This is a genomic window from Actinomadura roseirufa (assembly GCF_900659635.1).
In the GTDB taxonomy this organism is placed as follows: Bacteria; Actinomycetota; Actinomycetes; order Streptosporangiales; family Streptosporangiaceae; genus Spirillospora; species Spirillospora roseirufa.
The window spans coordinates 1-16,351 of sequence record NZ_CAACVB010000177.1 but is presented as its reverse complement, the minus strand read 5'-3'; the positions used below and the strand labels follow the sequence as shown (position 1 = coordinate 16,351).

Here is a 16,351-nt window from a genome sequence, read left to right as displayed (position 1 = left end):
CTGGAGTTCAGACGTGTGCTCTTCCGATCTCCGCGAACCCGGCGTCTACGACGTCGTCACCGCCGACGGCGCCGTGCTGTCCCCGCCGACCCGCCGCGCCGCGATCGCCCACGCGCGCGACCACGACCTCGCGGCCGTCGACCTCATCCCCGCCGACCTGCCCGTGGTCCGGGCGATGGACGTGGCCCGCTCGGCCCACGGCGCGGGCTTCGCCGCCGTCGTGCGGACGGGCCACGTCCCCGACCCGCGGGTCGGCCGCGTGGTCGTGCCCAGCCATCTGACGCCGCGGGCGCCCGCCTGCCGGGGGCGGGCCGCCTGGCTGAGGGCGGAGGGCGTCTCCGTCGTCCAGACCGTCACCCGCTCGATGTGCGTGTACGCGCTGGTCGTCCTCGCGCTGCTGTCGGACGTCCACTGGGGCTCGATCACGGTCATCGCCTATTGCGCGGTCCCGTACGTCGTCTTCGCCCGAACCCCGCTCTCGCCCCGTGACCTCCACCGCATGGCCCTCCTGCGCCCCGTCCTCACCCCGTACACGTGGTGGCGGACCCTGTGGGAGGACGGACCAGGACGACCAGGGCGGGCAGTGGGAACAGCAGCAGGAACAGGTTGGGCGCCCACCAGGTGACCGAGAAGTCGCCGCGCAGGGCCCAGAACGCGACCGCCTGGAGCCCCGCGGTGCTGGTCAGGGTGAGCGAGACCGTCATCAGCGCCGAGCGTCCGGGCGGGCGGCACAGCGAGGCCAGCCCGGTGAGGCTGGCCGCCATGTCGAGCAGGACGAACGAGGTGTTCCAGTCGCTCAGGATCGGGTCGGTGTAGTCCTTGTAGGCCAGCTCCGGCGGGATGAGGTCGGCGAACACCACGGCCCAGTAGAGCAGCAGACCGACATCGGTGAGCAGCATGGCGACCTTCGTGGACCGCAGGACGCGGTTCACCGGTGCCGCACCGGGACGGCGGCGGGCGGGCCCGGCGGGCCGGGGCGTGCCGGGCCTCACGCGACCTCCTCGGTCATCGCGGCCAGCCGCGCCCGCACCCGGCGGTGGAGACCGTCGGCGGGCGGGGCCAGGTCCAGCAGCCGCGCCATCCACCAGCCGTCGACGGCGAGACGGACGAGCGTGGCCGTGGCGGGGTCGAGGCCGTCCCCGGCGAGCCTGGCCTGCCAGGTCTCGTAGTACCGCCGGAGCACGGCCAGCACCTCCGGCCCCCCGGACAGCCCGGCCAGCAGCGCCACCGCGACCCGGTCGCCCTGGCCCCGCGCGGGGACGTCGTCCTCGGGGATCGTGGCGTCCAGCCAGATCCGGGTGAAGGTGCCGGGCGGCGAGCCCTCCGGCGGCAGCTCGGCCTCGAACCTGTCGACCAGCCGGCGCAGCACCCCCTCGATCAGCGCCTGCTTGGACCTGAAGTGGTGCAGCAGGCCGCCCTTGCTGACCCCCGCCTCGGCCGCCACCGCGTCCAGCCTGATCGCGTCCGCGCCGCCCGCGACGAGCAGCCGCTCGACGGCGTCCAAAATCCGATCCCGCACCGCGCCCCCCTGAATTCCAACCGTCTAGACGGTCGGAATGGTACCCGTGCGGACGCGCCGGGTCCAACCGGCCCGGTGCGCCGCCCCGGCCCGCCTACCCGGCCGGACGTCCGATGATCAGTGCCGCCACCAGTCATCGAGCGGGGTCACCGGGACGGTGCGCTTGTGCCGGGTCGCGAGGTAGATCGACTCCACCTTCGCCGCCACCTCCGGCGGGACGTCCGCGCCCTCCAGGTAGTCGTCGATCCGGGCGTACGGCAGGCCGAGGGCCTCCTCGTCGGGCAGCGCGGGCCGGTCGTCCTCGAGATCGGCGGTCGGCACCTTCTCCCAGCAGCTCGGCGGCGCGCCCAGCTCCTGCAGCAGCGCGGCCCCCTGCCGCTTGGTCAGCCCGGTGAGCGGGGTGACGTCGACGCCGCCGTCGCCGTGCTTGGTGAAGAAGCCGGTCACCGCCTCGGCCGCGTGGTCGGTGCCCACGACGAGCAGCCCCAGCTGCCCGGCGACCGCGTACTGCAGCACCATGCGCTCGCGGGCCTTGATGTTGCCGCGCACGAAGTCCCGCAGCCGGGCCTCTCCGTCCAGCAGCTCGCCCGCGCCGAACGCGGCCTGCGCGGCGGCGGCGTCCGCGCTCGGCTTGACGTCGACCGCGATCGACCGGTCCGGACGGACGAAGTCCAGCGCGATCCGCGCGTCGTGCTCGTCGGCCTGCACGCCGTAGGGCAGCCGCATCGCGACGAAGGTGGCCTCGTGGCCCTCCGCGCGCAGCTCCTCGGCCGCGAGCTGGCACAGCCTGCCGGTCAGCGTGCTGTCCTGCCCGCCGCTGATCCCGAGCACGAAGCCCTTGGCCGGGGTCGAACGGAGGTAGTCCTTGAGGAAGTCGACCCGCCGCCGGATTTCGACTTTGGGGACGATGGTCGCCTGGACGCCGAGTTCGGCGAGGATCCGCTCCCGTAGGTTCGCCATCCACGCACTGTACTTGCCGTGATCTGAGCTGGGAATTTCGTGTGGGAGATACCTGGGCGGCGCCCTGCCGGAGGATCCGGGGGCTGTGGGATGGTGGACGGGTGACCCTGGAGGACCTCGTCCGGCTGCGCAAGGCCCGTGACCTGATGGACCGCGACTACGCGGAGCCGCTCGACGTCCCCGCGCTGGCGCGCGTCGCCCTGATGTCGCCGGGCCATTTCTCCCGCAGTTTCCGCGACGCGTTCGGGGAGACGCCCTACGGCTACCTGATGACGCGCCGGATCGAGCGGGCCAAGGCGCTGCTGCGGCGGGGCGACCTGACGGTGACGGAGGTCTGCCTCGCGGTCGGCTGCACGTCGCTGGGATCGTTCAGCTCGCGGTTCACCGAGCTGGTCGGCGAGAGCCCGAGCGCCTACCGGGCCCGCCGCCACGACGAGGGAGCCGCCATCCCGGCCTGCTACGCCAAGATCCACACGCGCCCGGTCCGGGGCCGTGCGACCGGCCCGGTGCCCCCGCCCGTAGCGTGAATCACATGGACATTCGGCTTTCGACCTGCTTCATCGCCGTCGACGACCACGACAAGGCGCTCGCCTTCTACCGGGACGTGCTCGGCCTGGAGGTGCGCAACGACGTCGGTTTCGAGGGGATGCGCTGGGTGACCGTCGGGGCGCCCTCCCAGCCCGGGGTGGAGATCGTCCTGGAACCGCCCCTGGCGGACCCGAACGCCTCGCCCGCCGACCGGGAGGCGATGGCGCGGCTGCTGGCCAAGGGCCTGCTGCGCGCCGTCATCTTCGAGACCGACGACTGCGACGCCACCTTCGAGAGGATCAGCGCCGCCGGGGGCGAGGTTCTGCAGGAACCCATGGACCAACCCTACGGCGTCCGCGACTGCGCCTTCCGCGACCCCGCCGGGAACATGCTGCGCTTCAACCAGCCCCGGAAACAGTGAGTCCGTTCCCCTGTCCGGGCCCGGCGGACTGGGCGTACAGGTAGCACGGAACACCACCGACCTGGGTTTCGCGCTGGAAGGTGTGGCCGATCCGCTCCGCCACACGGATCGACGGCGCGTTCTCCTTGGCGATGAGGGATATCACCTCGTCGGCGTGGAGCTCCTCGAAGCAGTAGGACACCGCGGCGCGGGCGGCCTCGGTGGCGTACCCCTTGCCCCAGTGCTCGCGGGCCAGGCACCACCCGATCTCCAACCCGGGCCAGCCGTGCGGCCGCCAGGGTCCGGCGCGGCCGACGAAGGCGCCGGACGCGCGCTCGACGAGGGCCCAGTTGGAGTAGCCGCGGATCGCCTCGTGCCCCATGAAGAGGGCGAGGTTGCGCCACGAGGCGTCCGGGGGCCAGGGGGTGCCGGGGGACAGGTGCCGTGCGACGTCCGGGTCGGCCATCATCGCGGCGAAGGCGTCGAAGTCGTCCCCCGTCAGAGGACGCAGGAGCAGGCGGGGGGTCTCCAGCCGCGTCATGGTCACGGTCAGGACGAGGTGAGGGTCGTGCGGAGCTGGCGGGCCCCGCGGACGGTGGTGTCGCGGACGGCCTCCGCGATCGCCCGGGTCATGAAATGCCCCATCCAGGTGACCAGGAAGGTGACGACGATGAGGACCGGGGCCCAGGTCCAGGTCAGGTTGTAGAGGATCCGCTCGAGCGCGGCGTGCGGGTCCATCACGGGTTCCCAGCTGTTGAGGCGGGCCCAGCGGCCGAGGAAGACGCCGAGGGCGCAGAGGGCGTGCGCGGCGAGGGCGACACGGCCCTGCCAGGCGCCCAGGCCGAGCCGGGCCAGATGGCGCAGCGCGGCGCCCAGGGCGAGGTAGTAGGCCAGCAGGCCGGATCCGATGAACACCAGGTAGACCGGCAGGACGGCGGTCACGACGGGGCCGTCCTGGTTCGCCATCAGCAGGTCGTGCCGGAGATGGACCAGATCGGTGATCACATACGGCGCGTTGGGCAGGAACAGCGCGAACAACGCCAGGCCCGCCCACCAGAACGGGGAGCGGGAGGGGCGCCGGGGCGCGCCGCCCCGGAACAGCGCCAAGGCGAGAAGAACGGGGATCCAGGCCAGGAGCGTGTTCCAGCCCATCCACCAAGAGTCGCGACGAAGGACGTCGACGAGATTCGGAGCGATCTCATTGATGAGGCCCATGACCTCATCATGCATGAGCGGTGTCTCCGTGAGGGGACCGACCGGCGATCTTTCAGACGAGGCGGCGGAGCTTGCGCGCCCGGTGGACGAGGGGGAGCGGCAGTTCGTGCTCGGCCTGCTCGACTCGCCCGTCCAGCGCGGCCAGGAGCCCGGCGCCCCTCCCGAGCCGGGCGGCGACGGCGTCGGCTCCGGCCTCGGACCGTCCGGCGGCGAACCGGGCGAGCAGGGCGGCGGCGTAGGCCGCCCCGGTGGGGATCGCGAGGATCAGGGTCGCCACGCCCGCGGCGAAGGCGAGCAGGAAGACCAGCAGGAAGCCGATCGGCCTGTGCCAGGCCACCGCGCGCTTCCACATGGGGGCGACGGGCGTCCAGGGCAGCCGCGCCGTCCACAGGAGGGCGCGGCTCGGAAGGGTGAGCTGGGCGTGGACGAACGCCGGGAGCATCCGCCAGCCGAGGACGTGGCCGAGTTCGTGGGCGAGCACGCCCGCCAGCCGGTCGGCCGGGAGCGAGCCCGCGGAGTGGGAGGTCACCGCGACGAACCGCCAGACCGGCGCGCAGGAGTTCAGTTCCTCGGAGTCGGTGACCACGAGGTGGAAGGCCCGGGGATGGAGGCCCGCGTCCTGGAGGACCTCACGCCACGGTTTCCCCAACGCGGCGCGCTCGTCCTCGGTCGGCCTCCGGTAACCGGACAACCGGCGCATCGTCGCAGGGACGAGCACCAGCGACGTGACCAGCGCCCACGCCACGAGCGGCACCACCGCGCCCCAGAAGGGGAAGAGCCGGTTCAGCGCGTAGGCCACGAAGGCGACGATCAGCGCCTCGGCGAACAGCAGCGCGCTCAACCCGACCGGGAACCTCGGCTGCGCGAGCCGCTCCAAGTCCTGGAGGGATCTCCGCTCCTCGGGCGGGTCCTCCACCACGACGACCGGGGACACGTCCTCCTCGTCGGCCTTGGGAGCCTCCTCCTTGGGCGGGCTCGACTCGTCTTGAGGATTCTTGGCGAGATCTATGGGAGGCGCCGCCGGTGTGGAAGGCGGCTCGTCGACCTGAAGCGCCGCCGCCCATGCATCCGAGGAGGCGTTTTTCCACGCCTCCGATGCACCCGTCCGGGCCGATGTGTCGTCCTCTGTGGGCCCTTCCGTTCGTCGCGGAGCGCGCGCGGGCGACTCGGTCGGCTCGGGCCAGGGTGTCATGGAGGCGGCCTGTCGTGGAGGGGGCATGGGGGATGAGGACTCGGCGTCCCACAAGGGGGGCGCGGGAGCGGGAGGCTCGGCCTCCTGCGGATGAGGTGAGAGGACGGACGGCCCGAAGTCCTCCGGCGGAGGCGCGGAGGAGCCCGGCCCGCCCTTCCAGGGGCGCGACTCGTTCGTCCACGCGCCGCCGTCCCAGAAGCGTTCGCGTCCCATCCACCGGGGGTCGGGGTACCACCCAGGCGCTGCGCTCACCGGATCCCGCCTTCCGGGCCCAGGGGACAGATCGGCATCGGCGTCCAGGCTCGCGCACCGCCCGCCGCACCGTCAACGGGAGGTGTCAACGGGACCGTCAGAGCTTGGGGGTGAAGGGGCGGCGGTGCTCGGCGGCGCCGGGCTCGGCCAGGCCGCGCAGGGCCGTCTCGACCAGCTCGACGCCGTGCTGGAGGGCGACGAGCCGGGCGCCCTCGCGGCGGTAGGTGTCCAGGACGGCCTCGATGCCGTGCGGCGGGACGACGTCGCCGAGATCCACGCGCGCGGTCCGGAAGCCCTCGCGGGCCGCGTCGACGGAGGCGTTCACGTGATGGCGGGCCATCCGCGCCAGGGCGAGGGGGAAGCGGCGCAGGACGCCGTAGCGGCGGTACTCCGGCGGGACGAGCTCGAGCAGCCAGGCGAGGGCGGTCTCCTCGAAGCGCTCGCTGCCCGGAGGATGCACCTGGGCGGGCCATCCGGGCGGGACGTGCGTGCTCACGGACCCAGGATAACCCGAGGTCGAACCCGTGTTCGAATGCGGGAGGCCCGCGACGCGCCGCGCCGGGCGGCCTCCCGCTGGGCGGGCGGGATCACTCCGCCGCGGGCGGCTGCGCGGAACGGCGGATGCGGATCTTGCCGGACTCCAGGTCGTCGCGCGCGGAGCCCGACCCGGTCTGCTCGTGGTCGTCCTGGCGCAGGATCTTCTCGCGCTGCTGCTCCTCCTGCTTGACCTTCTTGGAGCCCTCGAACGCCGAGGCGAGATCCTCGAACATGCCGCCGCCGAAGCCGGCGCCCGTCTCCCCGTCGCCACGGATGGCGCCCATCAGGGACGACTTGCCCGTGCCCTCGCGGGGCCACTCGACGATCTCCTGCTCGGCCGGCTCGGGCCTGTTGCCCATGGCACGGCCCTTGACGCGCTTGCGGCGGCGAAAGGGTGACTTCACACACTCTCCAACGCGACTCGTCTCCAGATTGATCCCCGGTGGACGCACGGATCGGACACTCAGGTTCCGAACGACCACCGGGTGGGAGAACCGGTGAAATCTCCCTGGCGCAGCCCGAACGCCCGCTGTGGCCGTACCGCTACGGTCGCGTTCACCACGGGGTCCAAGAAGTCAACACGATAGCCGGTGGCGTACTTGGCGTTGACCAGGTCGATGAACCGCTGCAAGGCCCCCGGTTCGGTGACGATCTCGGCCCGGCCCTCGATCACCACGGGGTTCTCGGCCTCCTCGGTCGTCACCACGACCTGGGGGTTGGCGCGCAGGTTCACCATCTTCCGGGACGGGACGCTGCTGCTGAACATCAGCGCCTCCCCCGACCACGCGCCCCACACCGGCATGGCGTGCGGCCGCCCGTCCGGCCGGACGGTGCACAACCAGAAGTTGCGGGCCGCGCGCAGCCGCTCCACCGCCCAGGACCAGGGCAGCAGGCCGCCTCCCTCGTCCGCGTCCCGGATGCCGTAACCGGGCATGTGCGGGCGGTCGGCGGCGGGCTCCGGGCCCGTGACGGCACCGGAAGCCGACATGCCGGAAGCCGACATGGTGTTCTCCCCTCGACTGGCTCTCCGGGGGCATATCGTTTCAGAACGCGGGGCCGGGCGGTAACGCTCGGTGGCTCGGCGCGGGCGGCTCGGCGCGGTAGCCTGCGGGACGTGCGCCTATCCCATGTCATCTCGGCTCTGGAAGAGCTGTATCCACCGTCGTGGGCGGAGTCCTGGGACGCCGTCGGGCTCGTCTGCGGCGACCCCGGCCGGGACGTGGGCCGGGTCATGTTCGCCGTCGACCCGGTGGCCGCCGTGGTGGCCGAGGCGCTGGCGTGGGGCGCCGATCTGCTGGTGACCCACCACCCGCTGCTGCTGCGGCCGGTGCACTCCGTCGCCGCCACCACTCCCAAGGGCCGGCTGGTGCACCGGATGATCGGCGGCGGCCTGGCGCTGTACACCGCGCACACCAACGCCGACGTGGCCGACCCCGGGGTGTCGGACGCCCTGGCGCGCGCCGTCGGCGTGACGGGGGAGCTGCGCCCGATGGCGCCCGCCGACGGCGACCCGCGGCGCGGCCACGGCCGGATCGGGGAGCTGGCCGAACCGGTGACCCTGGCGGAGTTCACGGCCCTCGCGGCGTCGGGACTGCCGCGCACGGCCTGGGGCGTGCGAGCCGCGGGCGAGCCCGACCGCACCGTCCGCACGGTCGCGGTCTGCGGCGGCGCGGGCGACTCCCTGCTCGGCGCGGCGCGCGAGGCCGGCGTCGACGTCTACCTCACGGCCGACCTGCGGCACCACCCCGCGTCGGAGTTCGCCGAGCACGGCGGGCCGGCGCTGGTGGACGCCGCGCACTGGGCGACCGAATGGCCCTGGCTGGCCGACGCGGAGCGCCGGCTGGCCGCGGCCTCACCTGAAGCGGGCACGTTGGAGACCCGGGTGTCCACGCTCGTCACCGACGCGTGGCGCCTGCATCACGAAGGAGCAAAGTGAAAGCCGCACCGCAAGCCCAGCTTCGCCTGATCGACCTGCAGGACCTGGACAGCTCGCTGGACCGGCTGGCCCACCGCCGCCGCACGCTGCCCGAGCTGGCGGAGATCGAGCGGCTCGAGGGCCGTCTCATCGAGCTGCGCGACGCGATCGTGGCCGCGGAGACGGAGGTCGGCGACCTCGAGCGGGAGCAGAAGAAGGCGGAACAGGACGTCGACCAGGTCCGCGCGCGCGCCGAGCGCGACCAGAAGCGGCTCGACTCGGGCCAGGTGACCTCCGCCAAGGACCTCAGCGGCCTCCAGACGGAGATCGAGTCCCTGAACCGCCGCCAGTCCGACCTGGAGGAGGTCGTGCTGGAGATCATGGAGCGCACCGAGGAGGCGCAGAGCCGGGTGGCCGCGCTGGGCGCCGACCGGTCCGCCGCGCAGGAGGAGCTGGACGCGCTCGTCCAGCGCCGCGACGCCGCGCAGAAGGACATCGACGAGGAGGCCGGGACGACGAGCGCGGCCCGGACCACGGTCGCCAAGGACGTCCCGGAGGATCTGCTCGGCCTCTACGAGAAGCTGCGCGGCCAGTTCGGCGGCGTCGGCGCGGCCAAGCTGTTCCGCGGCGCCTGCCAGGGCTGCCACCTGGCGCTCAACACCGTGGACCTGAACCGCATCCGCGCCGCCGCGCAGGACGAGGTGATCCGGTGCGAGGAGTGCCGCCGCGTCCTCGTCCGCACCCCCGAGTCCGGGCTGTGACCGCGGCCGGACGCGGCGCCGGGGCGGCCGCGTGAGCGTGCGCAGGCTGGTCGTCGAGGCCGACGGCGGGTCCCGCGGCAACCCGGGCCCGGCCGGCTACGGCGCCCTCGTCCGGGACGCGCTGACCGGCGAGGTCCTGGCGGAGGTCGCCGAGTCGATCGGGCACGCCACCAACAACGTGGCCGAGTACCGGGGGTTGATCGCCGGGCTGTCCGCCGCGGCCGACATCGACCCGGCCGCGCGCGTGGAGGTCCGCATGGACTCCAAGCTCGTGGTCGAGCAGATGTCGGGCCGCTGGAAGATCAAGCACCCGGACATGATCCCGCTGGCGGCGCGCGCGCGGGAGCTCGCCTCCGGACTGGGCCCGGTCTCCTACGGCTGGATCCCGCGCAACCGCAACGCGCACGCCGACCGGCTCGCCAACGAGGCGATGGACGCGGCGGCGCGCGGCGAGCACTGGACCCGCAAGGTGGAGGAGACCCCCGCCCTCGCGGGCCCAGGCCAAGACGAGCACGGGCAGGACCAGGCCGTGCTTGGAGAGACGAAGCAGGCGGGCACGGCACCGTGGCGGCCCGCCTCGTCCACCCCGACGACAACGCTGCTGCTGCGGCACGGGGAGACGCCGCTCTCGGCGGAGAAGCGCTTCGCGGGGACGGGCGACGTCCCGCTCACCACCACCGGGCTGGCCCAGGCCAGGGCAGCCGCCCTCGCCCTCAAGGACCGCGGCCTCGACGCCATCGTCACCTCCCCGCTGTCACGCTGCCGCGACACCGCCGCGGAGGTCGCCGCCGTCACCGGCCTGGACGTCCGCGTCGAGGAGGGATTCCGGGAGACCGACTTCGGCGAGTGGGAGGGCCTCACCTTCCAAGAGGCGAGTGAACGATGGCCCGCCGAGTTGAAGGCGTGGCTGGCCGACCCCGCCGTCGCGCCGCCCGGCGGAGAGAGCTTCACCCGCGTCTCCCGGCGCGTCCGCACCGCCCTGGACAAGCTCAAGGTCCGCCACCGCCACCGGACGGTCCTGGTCGTCTCGCACGTCACGCCCATCAAGCTTCTCGTGCGCGACGCCCTCGGGGCGCCCCTGGCCTCGCTGTACCGGATGCGGCTGGACGTGGCGTCGCTGTCGTCCGTCGACTGGTACGACGACGGCCCGGCGTCCCTCCTCACCTTCAACGACGCCCACCATCTCGACCGCTGACCGCCCGGCGCCCGGACCGTCCGCCCGACCCGCTAGGCTGGGGATCACGGCGGACGAGCCGGCCGGGCGGCCGCGGCGGGGACCCGTCCCCACCGAGGAAAGTCCGGGCTCCACAGGGCAGGGTGGTCGGTAACGCCGACCCGGGGTGACCCGCGGGACAGTGCCACAGAGAACAGACCGCCACCGGTACGCCGGTGGTAAGGGTGAAACGGTGAGGTAAGAGCTCACCAGCGCCCACGGTGACGTGGGCGGCTCGGTAAACCCCACCCGGAGCAAGGTCAAGAAGGGGAGCGGAAGTTCCCCGCGCAGGCGCCTGAGGGCGGCCCGCCCGAGCCTGCGGGTAGACCGCTGGAGACCGCCGGCAACGGCGGCCCGAGATGGATGGCCGTCACCCGCCGCCAGAGCGGCGGGCACAGAACCCGGCTTACAGGCCGACTCGTCCGTCGTACGTATGCACTGCGAAGACGGTCAAGGGCGAGCCTGGTGGCTCGCCCTTGTTCAGCGAGGGGTGGACCGTGACGCCCGTTGGCGTAGGCGGCGGACCACTGCCCGTCCCGCCATCCGCACGGCGGTCACGAGGGGGACAGGCCCAACGTCCGGCCGATCGTCCCGGCGGCCTGCTCCGCCGTGGCACCGAGCTGTGCGCCGTGGTCGGGTCCGCAGTACCAGATGTACGCCGAGCGATGACGGGCCCAGACGACGTAGTGGGGCCCCATGCCGGGCCGGATGAGATGCAGGATCTCCGTGCCACGCGGCAGCATCGGCGCCACACCGGAAAAGCGCCTGCGCACCAGCAGCGCCAGCTCTTCGAGGCGCTCGCCGGGTGAAGCGGACGCGGGGGGATCTGCCGCGTTACCCGTCCCCCCGCGTCCACACCCGGACTCACTCACCGCCGCAGCCCGGCGCCTTCGGGTTGATCACGATCAGCTTGCGCCGCTCAAGGACGGTCTCCAGCCCATGAGCCTGAAGCCGGGACATCAACGTGCCGAGCCGCCCGTAGGCGCCAGGGTGCTCGGGCTCCGGTCGAACGTCGATGCCCTCCGCCGTGGTCTCCAACGCCAGAGGGAGACTGAGGAGGGACGGGGAGGTGGCCTCCCCTCCTGCCGAGAGGTAAATCGCTGTGTCCACCGCCGACAAGAAGGCGATCGGCGCACGCCTGCGCAGGCTGCGCGAAGAACCACGTGATCGGCACGGGCGCGCCCATCGGTCCCGTGAGAAGTGGGCCCTCATGCTCCGCGCCGCGGCCGGACCCGACGCCGACGGTCTGCCGACCGTCCGAAGCCTCGCAGACATGATCAAACAGTGGGAGCGCGGCGACTACATTCCGGGCCCGATCTACCGGCCGCTGTACGCCCGTGTCACCGGCCTGTCCGAGCTGGACCTCTTCGGCGATGACGGCGAAACCACGGTGGCCGAGCCGCTTCCCGCGGGGGATCCGCCGGGGCGCCTCGCGGCCGTGACCGGTCGCCGCGTCGGGTCGGGCATCGTGGCCGATCTCGCGGCCCGGGTGCACGCTCTGCGGCTCGCCGACGACGTCCTCGCCGGGCGTGACCTGCTCGTTCCGGCGTTCCGTGAGCTGGATGCCGCGGTGCGGATCTACCGGGAGAGCACCCATGGCGAGGAGACGGGTCGTGCGCTGTTATCGGTGATCGGCGAGTTCGCGCAGATCGCGGGATGGGTCGCCGGTGATGCGGGCCTTCACCGGCGCGCGGCGGAGACCTACCGCCTCGGCATCGACGCGGCGCGCGAGGCCGAGAACGGCTCACTCGTCTGCAACCTGATCGGTTCGCTGGCGTACCAGACCACGAACGTCGAGGACTCGCGGCACGGCGTTCAACTCGGACGCGAGGCGCTGGAGGCCGCCGGTCCGGACGCGCCGCCACGGATGCGAGCACTCGCCTGGGACCGCATCGCATGGGCGATGGCCCGCGCGCACGATGCCCAGGAGGCCATGCGGTCACTGGGCGAGGCGTCGACGGCGCTCGCCGAAGACGGCGGAGGTGACGCCAACGAACCCGAGCAGGCGGCAGCAGCCGCATCCCGGATGCTGAAACTGTCGGCCGACGTGGCCAGTGACCGCACGGACCAGCGTGCCGCCGTGGTTCTGGAGCGCCTGAAGCAGTATCAGGACGTCCCCCAGGTGAGAGAGCTACTGGAGCGGTTGGACGGTGAGCACTGCCCCGAGCCGACCTGAGGAGCGCGCTCTCTCACGTGCGACGTCGATGAACGGGGCGCACCATCGAACGAGAGAACGGCGACGCCTGAGCGGGGCCCCTGTAACCGCGACGCCGCCGCTTCGCTCGGACTCACTCACCGCCGCAGCCCTGCGGAATGGGTCGTCACGGCGGCCTCCTCCCCTTGACCGGCCACATCGTGATCTCTGTGATCTGCGCCAGTCCAGGCGGACGAGAAAGAGGTCCTACGGCCCCTTCGGGGAAACGACCGCCGACACCACGGGCCTGTTGTCCACTGAGGTGAACATCAAGGCATGTGCGTAGGGGTGGGAATCGTCGGAGACGACGAAGGGAACCTGGCTCCCACTTCGTTCTTCGGTGTTGGATCCCCCGGCATTAGTGGAGGGGGTCAGACCAGCACTGGCGGTGTCGAAGCCAGATCGTCCTGCTGATCGCAGGCGTCATCGTCGCGTTGACGCTGGCTTATATCACCAAGAGGACGAGGCGGTAGCGATGGGATTGCTGTGGATTCTTCTGATCGTGGTCGGAGCCATGGTCGCGATCCTCAACGGGCCGGTCGCCCGCCTGATCCAGCGCAAACGGAGGACCTTCACCACTGGAACGGTGGTCCAGAACCCCGTCATCAACCGAGTGATCATCATCTTCTGGGGACTGCTGATGATGGGGATATCTATCCACAACCTCCTCAGCTGACCCTCTGACTCCCGTGTGGACCTCCTCGCCTGCGACGCTGTGTCCTGGGGGCTCATACCGAAGCCCGCAGGCGGCGTCTCCGACCCCGGGCGCGGTCGCCGGTCTAGTGGTCGGCCAGGGCACCGAACATGAGGGCCGCCCGTCGCCGCGGGCCGTGTCTTACCTCCGCGCATGAGGCCGTATCCGGGCTAGGCGCGGGTGCTGCGGGCGTGTCGGTGTCGTGGGGGAGAACCCCGGGGGACTTGGGATGTGCAGTTAAACGGGCATCGGGGAGGAGTGGCCTGGAACTCGTCCCGTTCAGGTCACGCGACACAAAAGATCGAATAGGGCGCGCCTAACGTCCAAGGTAGAGCTGATCTTCACGGTCGGCGGTGACGGCGGGGCGCGGGTGCCGGGCCCCGCGGAGAGGAGCGCCGGTGTTCATCATCGTGGTCATGGTGTTCGCGCTCGTCGGTTTGCTGGCGTCACTGATCTACCTGGCGGACTTCGCGCGGGCCAGCCGGCGCGACGCGTTGTTCCTCCCGGCGTCCACCCGGCGTGCGCGGAGGGCTCGCCGGGTGACCGGAATGTACACCCGCGGTAGCGAATTCCTGTCGGTCGACGGCGGCGGGGACCGCCGCGCCAGCGGTACGGGGAGCGACGACATCGGGGACGGCGGCGACCTGCGCGGCGACGAGCTGGTCGGGCGCTGAGGCGCCGGGTGCCGCCCCGGCCGCGCGGGCCGGGGCGGTGCCCGGGTCAGGCGTGACTCGCCCGGTCCGCGCGCTCGCCGGGCGCCTCGTCGGGGACGGGGACGAAGGTCTGCGCGGCCCGGTCGAGGACCTCGACCTTGGCGGACTTCAGGTCGAGGTAGAGGCCCACAAGCTCGATCTCGCCGGACTCCACCCGCTCGCGCAGCCACGGGTAGGTGAGCAGGTTGTCGAGCTGCTGCATAACGTTGATCTTGCAGAGCCGGGTGAGCGGCGGCTCGTCCGAGTCGGGTTCGGGTTCGGTGTCCAGGAACCGCGCGAGGCTGTGGTTGCCGTGCTTGAGCCAGCGCGTCAGGCTGTGCAGGTGCGCGACCTCGCCGCCGCCCGCCAGGAGCGCCGCCATGGCGCCGCAGTTGGAATGGCCGCAGACGGTGATCGTGCGGATGTCGAGGACGCTGGTGGCGTACTCCACGGTGGCCGCGACGGCGTCGTCGGGGGTGCGCGTCCCGTGCCGCGGGACGAGGTTGCCGACGTTGCGGTTGATGAACAGGTCGCCCGGACCGCTCGCGGTGATGATGTTGGGCACCACGCGCGAGTCCACGCAGGTGATGAAGAGATGCTCGGGCTTCTGCTCCATCGCCAGCTCGGCCATGATCGGCCGGACGAGGCGTGCGGTACTGCCGTGGTACTCGCGGACGCCCGCCAGCAGCAGGGCGCTCGGGGAGACCTCGGGCGCGTCGAGCTCGGCTTCGGACCGCCTGCGTCGGTTCGCCCACGGGGCCCACCAGCGGGCCGGAGGGGACGACTTGCGCGGCGGAGACATATCGCCTGTCACAGCTCTTTCATACCAAGCCTCGTGAACCTCGTCGATGTCGCCCCTCCCTCCTTGCCGTTCGTGGGCCGGCCGCCATTGGTGGACGGCGTCGAACGAGGCATGGTCCATGAAGTCGACGTTCAGGTCCAGGCCGACGCTCAAGCCCACCGGGACGTCCTTCAGCCGCCGTGTCACTCGCGGGACTCCGAGGAAGGTCAATGTGCCCTCGACGACAACGTGCCAGCGGTGCGGGACGGGCCCGTCGGCGGCGCCGGGGACGAGCCGCTCCGCGCGTACCGACAGCCGGGTCAGCCTGCGCAGCGCCGGCACCGCCACGATCCTGATGCCGAGCAGGACGCCCTCGCCGAGCCCGAGGAGCACCACGCCGCCGAGCGTGCCGTAGCAGGCGGGGGCCTCGCGATGCCGGCGCAGCGGCGATGAGTCCGACCGGTGCCCCGGACGCGACGGCGATGCCGGGCGACAGCGGGATCGCGACCAGGAACACGACGAGCGGGGCGAGCAGGTCTCGGCGGAGGGTGGCTACTTTCGGTGGCGCGGGAGTCGCACTATGGATGGAAACATGTGCGGCTCAGGCGGACATGGCTGCGGCCCGCCCGGAATGCCGGACGGGCCGCTGGAGCTTGCACACCCGGGAACGGGCGCGTACGCGACGGAGAAGGCGCAGGTCAGCGCCGGTAGTCGCGGTGGTTCTGCCAGTCGTCGGGCTGCTGATGGGAACCGTAGGGGCCGGTATCGCCGCCCTGCTGGCCGCCCGGCTGCTGACCGGGCTGCTGGCCGCCCTGCGGATAGCCGTCCTGCTGGCCGCCGAGGTAGCCCGGGTTGTACGCCTGGGTGGCGTTCGGGTCGGCGAACCCGCCCTGAGAGGCGGCGCCCGGGTCGTGCGGGGCGGCGAGCGGATCGGAGCCGCTGTTGTAGCTGCTCCCGCTGAAATCGCCGTAGCCGCCGCCGGTGCCGCCCGTCCCACCGGGACCGCCGTCGGTGCCGCCGAACGAGCCGCGCCCGCCACCGCCGAGCGGGTCGTCGTAGCGGGGCGTGTCGCCGTAGGCGGGGGTCGCCGGATAGCCCTCGGGCGGGGGACTCTGGCCGAAACCGGACGCCGAGCCCGCGCCGATACCAGTGTCGTAGCCGCCCGTGCCGCCGGACCCCGAGCCCGTCCCGGCCGAGGGCCAGGGGCCGGTGGAGCCGGTCCCGCCCGTGGTGCCGGATCCGGTGCCGAAGGAGCCGGATCCGAGCGGGTCGTTCAGCGGGTCGTTGAGAGAACCGCCGTAGGACCCGCCGTCGGGCTGGCCCGGACCGCCGCGCTGCCCCCGGTCGGTCTGGATGCGCTGGAGCAGTTCGTCCACGGTCGGGAGCTTGTGACCGTCGGTGTCGGACCCGGGCGCGCCGTGCGCCGCGGGCGCGGCCGGAGTGGCGGGCGGCGGCATGCCCGGCAGCGTGGACGGCCCGGTGGACGGCCCGGTGGACG

The 16,351-nt window shown here is 72.4% G+C and carries 20 protein-coding genes, 1 other RNA gene and 2 pseudogenes; 10 read left to right on the top strand and 13 right to left on the bottom strand.

Translation table 11 applies throughout. From position 1 onward, the window contains the following. A pseudogene (locus tag E1291_RS45450) lies at positions 1-625 on the top strand (hypothetical protein); the annotation flags it as partial. Here the strand turns inward: E1291_RS45450 and E1291_RS29110 are convergent. The 3 genes from E1291_RS29110 to nadE form a co-directional block, all read right to left on the bottom strand. Continuing rightward, positions 522-992: a DUF5360 family protein gene (locus E1291_RS29110; protein WP_207400997.1), complete on the bottom strand. Its 471-nt coding sequence runs from the start codon at positions 990-992 to the stop codon at positions 522-524. The pseudogene E1291_RS45450 and the gene E1291_RS29110 overlap by 104 nt on opposite strands. After that, positions 989-1,519 (bottom strand): TetR/AcrR family transcriptional regulator, encoded by a 531-nt coding sequence (locus tag E1291_RS29105; RefSeq protein ID WP_131741276.1) that lies wholly within the window; start codon positions 1,517-1,519, stop codon positions 989-991. The genes E1291_RS29110 and E1291_RS29105 overlap by 4 nt, the downstream gene beginning before the upstream one ends. A 117-nt stretch (positions 1,520-1,636) precedes the next feature. Then, a complete protein-coding gene (gene nadE, locus E1291_RS29100; protein ID WP_131741275.1) occupies positions 1,637-2,479 on the bottom strand; it encodes an NAD(+) synthase in 843 nt (280 codons plus the stop codon). Between the two features lie 146 nt (positions 2,480-2,625). On the opposite strand from nadE, the gene E1291_RS29095 reads away from it, so the two are divergent. Then, positions 2,626-3,006, top strand: coding sequence for a helix-turn-helix transcriptional regulator (locus E1291_RS29095; protein ID WP_242614439.1), 381 nt, complete (start codon positions 2,626-2,628; stop codon positions 3,004-3,006). Positions 3,007-3,011: 5 nt separating this feature from the next. After that, a complete protein-coding gene (locus E1291_RS29090; protein ID WP_131741273.1) occupies positions 3,012-3,428 on the top strand; it encodes a VOC family protein in 417 nt (138 codons plus the stop codon). Here E1291_RS29090 and E1291_RS29085 read toward each other — a convergent pair. The 6 genes from E1291_RS29085 to E1291_RS29060 form a co-directional block, all read right to left on the bottom strand. After that, entirely contained in the window at positions 3,406-3,948 is a 543-nt protein-coding gene (locus E1291_RS29085) for a GNAT family N-acetyltransferase (RefSeq protein ID WP_242614438.1), read from the bottom strand. The genes E1291_RS29090 and E1291_RS29085 overlap by 23 nt on opposite strands. Positions 3,949-3,956: 8 nt before the next feature. Next, the gene (locus E1291_RS29080; protein WP_131741271.1) at positions 3,957-4,622 is read right to left on the bottom strand and encodes a DUF1361 domain-containing protein; all 666 of its coding nucleotides are present in this window, start codon (positions 4,620-4,622) and stop codon (positions 3,957-3,959) included. A gap of 52 nt (positions 4,623-4,674) precedes the next feature. After that, positions 4,675-6,066, bottom strand: a complete 1,392-nt coding sequence (locus tag E1291_RS45445) for a M48 family metalloprotease (protein ID WP_503108246.1) — start codon at positions 6,064-6,066, stop codon at positions 4,675-4,677. 97 nt (positions 6,067-6,163) lie between these two features. Continuing rightward, positions 6,164-6,562, bottom strand: a complete 399-nt coding sequence (locus E1291_RS29070; protein WP_131741270.1) for a hypothetical protein — start codon at positions 6,560-6,562, stop codon at positions 6,164-6,166. A 91-nt stretch (positions 6,563-6,653) separates the two neighbouring features. Continuing rightward, positions 6,654-7,007, bottom strand: coding sequence for a DUF6191 domain-containing protein (locus E1291_RS29065; RefSeq protein ID WP_131741269.1), 354 nt, complete (start codon positions 7,005-7,007; stop codon positions 6,654-6,656). Between the two features lie 59 nt (positions 7,008-7,066). Further along, positions 7,067-7,591, bottom strand: a complete 525-nt coding sequence (locus tag E1291_RS29060) for a pyridoxamine 5'-phosphate oxidase family protein (protein ID WP_131741268.1) — start codon at positions 7,589-7,591, stop codon at positions 7,067-7,069. 126 nt (positions 7,592-7,717) lie between these two features. Between E1291_RS29060 and E1291_RS29055 the strand changes: the two genes are divergently transcribed. The 4 genes from E1291_RS29055 (at position 7,718) to rnpB (ending at position 10,917) form a co-directional block, all read left to right on the top strand. After that, positions 7,718-8,539, top strand: coding sequence for a Nif3-like dinuclear metal center hexameric protein (locus E1291_RS29055; RefSeq protein ID WP_131741267.1), 822 nt, complete (start codon positions 7,718-7,720; stop codon positions 8,537-8,539). Continuing rightward, positions 8,536-9,279 (top strand): zinc ribbon domain-containing protein, encoded by a 744-nt coding sequence (locus tag E1291_RS29050; RefSeq protein WP_131741266.1) that lies wholly within the window; start codon positions 8,536-8,538, stop codon positions 9,277-9,279. The genes E1291_RS29055 and E1291_RS29050 overlap by 4 nt, the downstream gene beginning before the upstream one ends. A 31-nt stretch (positions 9,280-9,310) precedes the next feature. Beyond that, positions 9,311-10,474, top strand: a complete 1,164-nt coding sequence (locus tag E1291_RS29045; protein WP_131741265.1) for a bifunctional RNase H/acid phosphatase — start codon at positions 9,311-9,313, stop codon at positions 10,472-10,474. A 54-nt stretch (positions 10,475-10,528) separates the two neighbouring features. Continuing rightward, positions 10,529-10,917, top strand: an RNA gene (gene rnpB / locus E1291_RS29040) — RNase P RNA component class A. Between the two features lie 129 nt (positions 10,918-11,046). On the opposite strand, the gene E1291_RS29035 is transcribed toward rnpB, so the two are convergent. Both E1291_RS29035 and E1291_RS42315 read right to left on the bottom strand, forming a co-directional pair. Next, positions 11,047-11,235, bottom strand: coding sequence for a hypothetical protein (locus E1291_RS29035; protein WP_131741264.1), 189 nt, complete (start codon positions 11,233-11,235; stop codon positions 11,047-11,049). A gap of 121 nt (positions 11,236-11,356) precedes the next feature. Beyond that, positions 11,357-11,530 carry a hypothetical protein gene (locus E1291_RS42315; protein ID WP_165495328.1) on the bottom strand — a complete coding sequence of 58 codons (174 nt, stop codon included), beginning with the start codon at positions 11,528-11,530 and terminating at the stop codon, positions 11,357-11,359. A gap of 64 nt (positions 11,531-11,594) precedes the next feature. Between E1291_RS42315 and E1291_RS29030 the strand changes: the two genes are divergently transcribed. From E1291_RS29030 to E1291_RS29020, 3 genes are all read left to right on the top strand, one after another. Further along, complete coding sequence (locus tag E1291_RS29030) at positions 11,595-12,668, top strand: NsdA family TPR-like regulatory protein (RefSeq protein WP_131741263.1); 1,074 nt, start codon at positions 11,595-11,597, stop codon at positions 12,666-12,668. Between the two features lie 493 nt (positions 12,669-13,161). Further along, positions 13,162-13,362, top strand: a complete 201-nt coding sequence (locus tag E1291_RS29025; protein ID WP_131741262.1) for a hypothetical protein — start codon at positions 13,162-13,164, stop codon at positions 13,360-13,362. A gap of 416 nt (positions 13,363-13,778) precedes the next feature. Continuing rightward, a complete protein-coding gene (locus tag E1291_RS29020; protein ID WP_131741261.1) occupies positions 13,779-14,054 on the top strand; it encodes a hypothetical protein in 276 nt (91 codons plus the stop codon). Between the two features lie 46 nt (positions 14,055-14,100). Here E1291_RS29020 and E1291_RS29015 read toward each other — a convergent pair whose 3' ends face one another. Together E1291_RS29015 and E1291_RS42310 are read right to left on the bottom strand one after the other, a co-directional pair. After that, the gene (locus tag E1291_RS29015; protein WP_242614437.1) at positions 14,101-15,249 is read right to left on the bottom strand and encodes a carbonic anhydrase; all 1,149 of its coding nucleotides are present in this window, start codon (positions 15,247-15,249) and stop codon (positions 14,101-14,103) included. A gap of 302 nt (positions 15,250-15,551) precedes the next feature. Then, positions 15,552-16,351, bottom strand: a pseudogene (locus tag E1291_RS42310) (hypothetical protein); the annotation flags it as partial.

Excerpts from the sequence above, each read along its gene's own strand:
- E1291_RS29095 (WP_242614439.1), top strand. The coding sequence starts at position 2,626 with ATGGACCGCGACTACGCGGAGCCGCTCGACGTCCCCGCGCTGGCGCGC.
- E1291_RS29080 (WP_131741271.1), bottom strand. The coding sequence starts at position 4,622 with ATGGGCCTCATCAATGAGATCGCTCCGAATCTCGTCGACGTCCTTCGT.
- E1291_RS29085 (WP_242614438.1), bottom strand. The coding sequence starts at position 3,948 with ATGACGCGGCTGGAGACCCCCCGCCTGCTCCTGCGTCCTCTGACGGGG.
- E1291_RS29090 (WP_131741273.1), top strand. The coding sequence starts at position 3,012 with ATGGACATTCGGCTTTCGACCTGCTTCATCGCCGTCGACGACCACGAC.
- E1291_RS29060 (WP_131741268.1), bottom strand. The coding sequence starts at position 7,591 with ATGTCGGCTTCCGGTGCCGTCACGGGCCCGGAGCCCGCCGCCGACCGC.
- nadE (WP_131741275.1), bottom strand. The coding sequence starts at position 2,479 with ATGGCGAACCTACGGGAGCGGATCCTCGCCGAACTCGGCGTCCAGGCG.
- E1291_RS29025 (WP_131741262.1), top strand. The coding sequence starts at position 13,162 with ATGGGATTGCTGTGGATTCTTCTGATCGTGGTCGGAGCCATGGTCGCG.
- E1291_RS29035 (WP_131741264.1), bottom strand. The coding sequence starts at position 11,235 with ATGCTGCCGCGTGGCACGGAGATCCTGCATCTCATCCGGCCCGGCATG.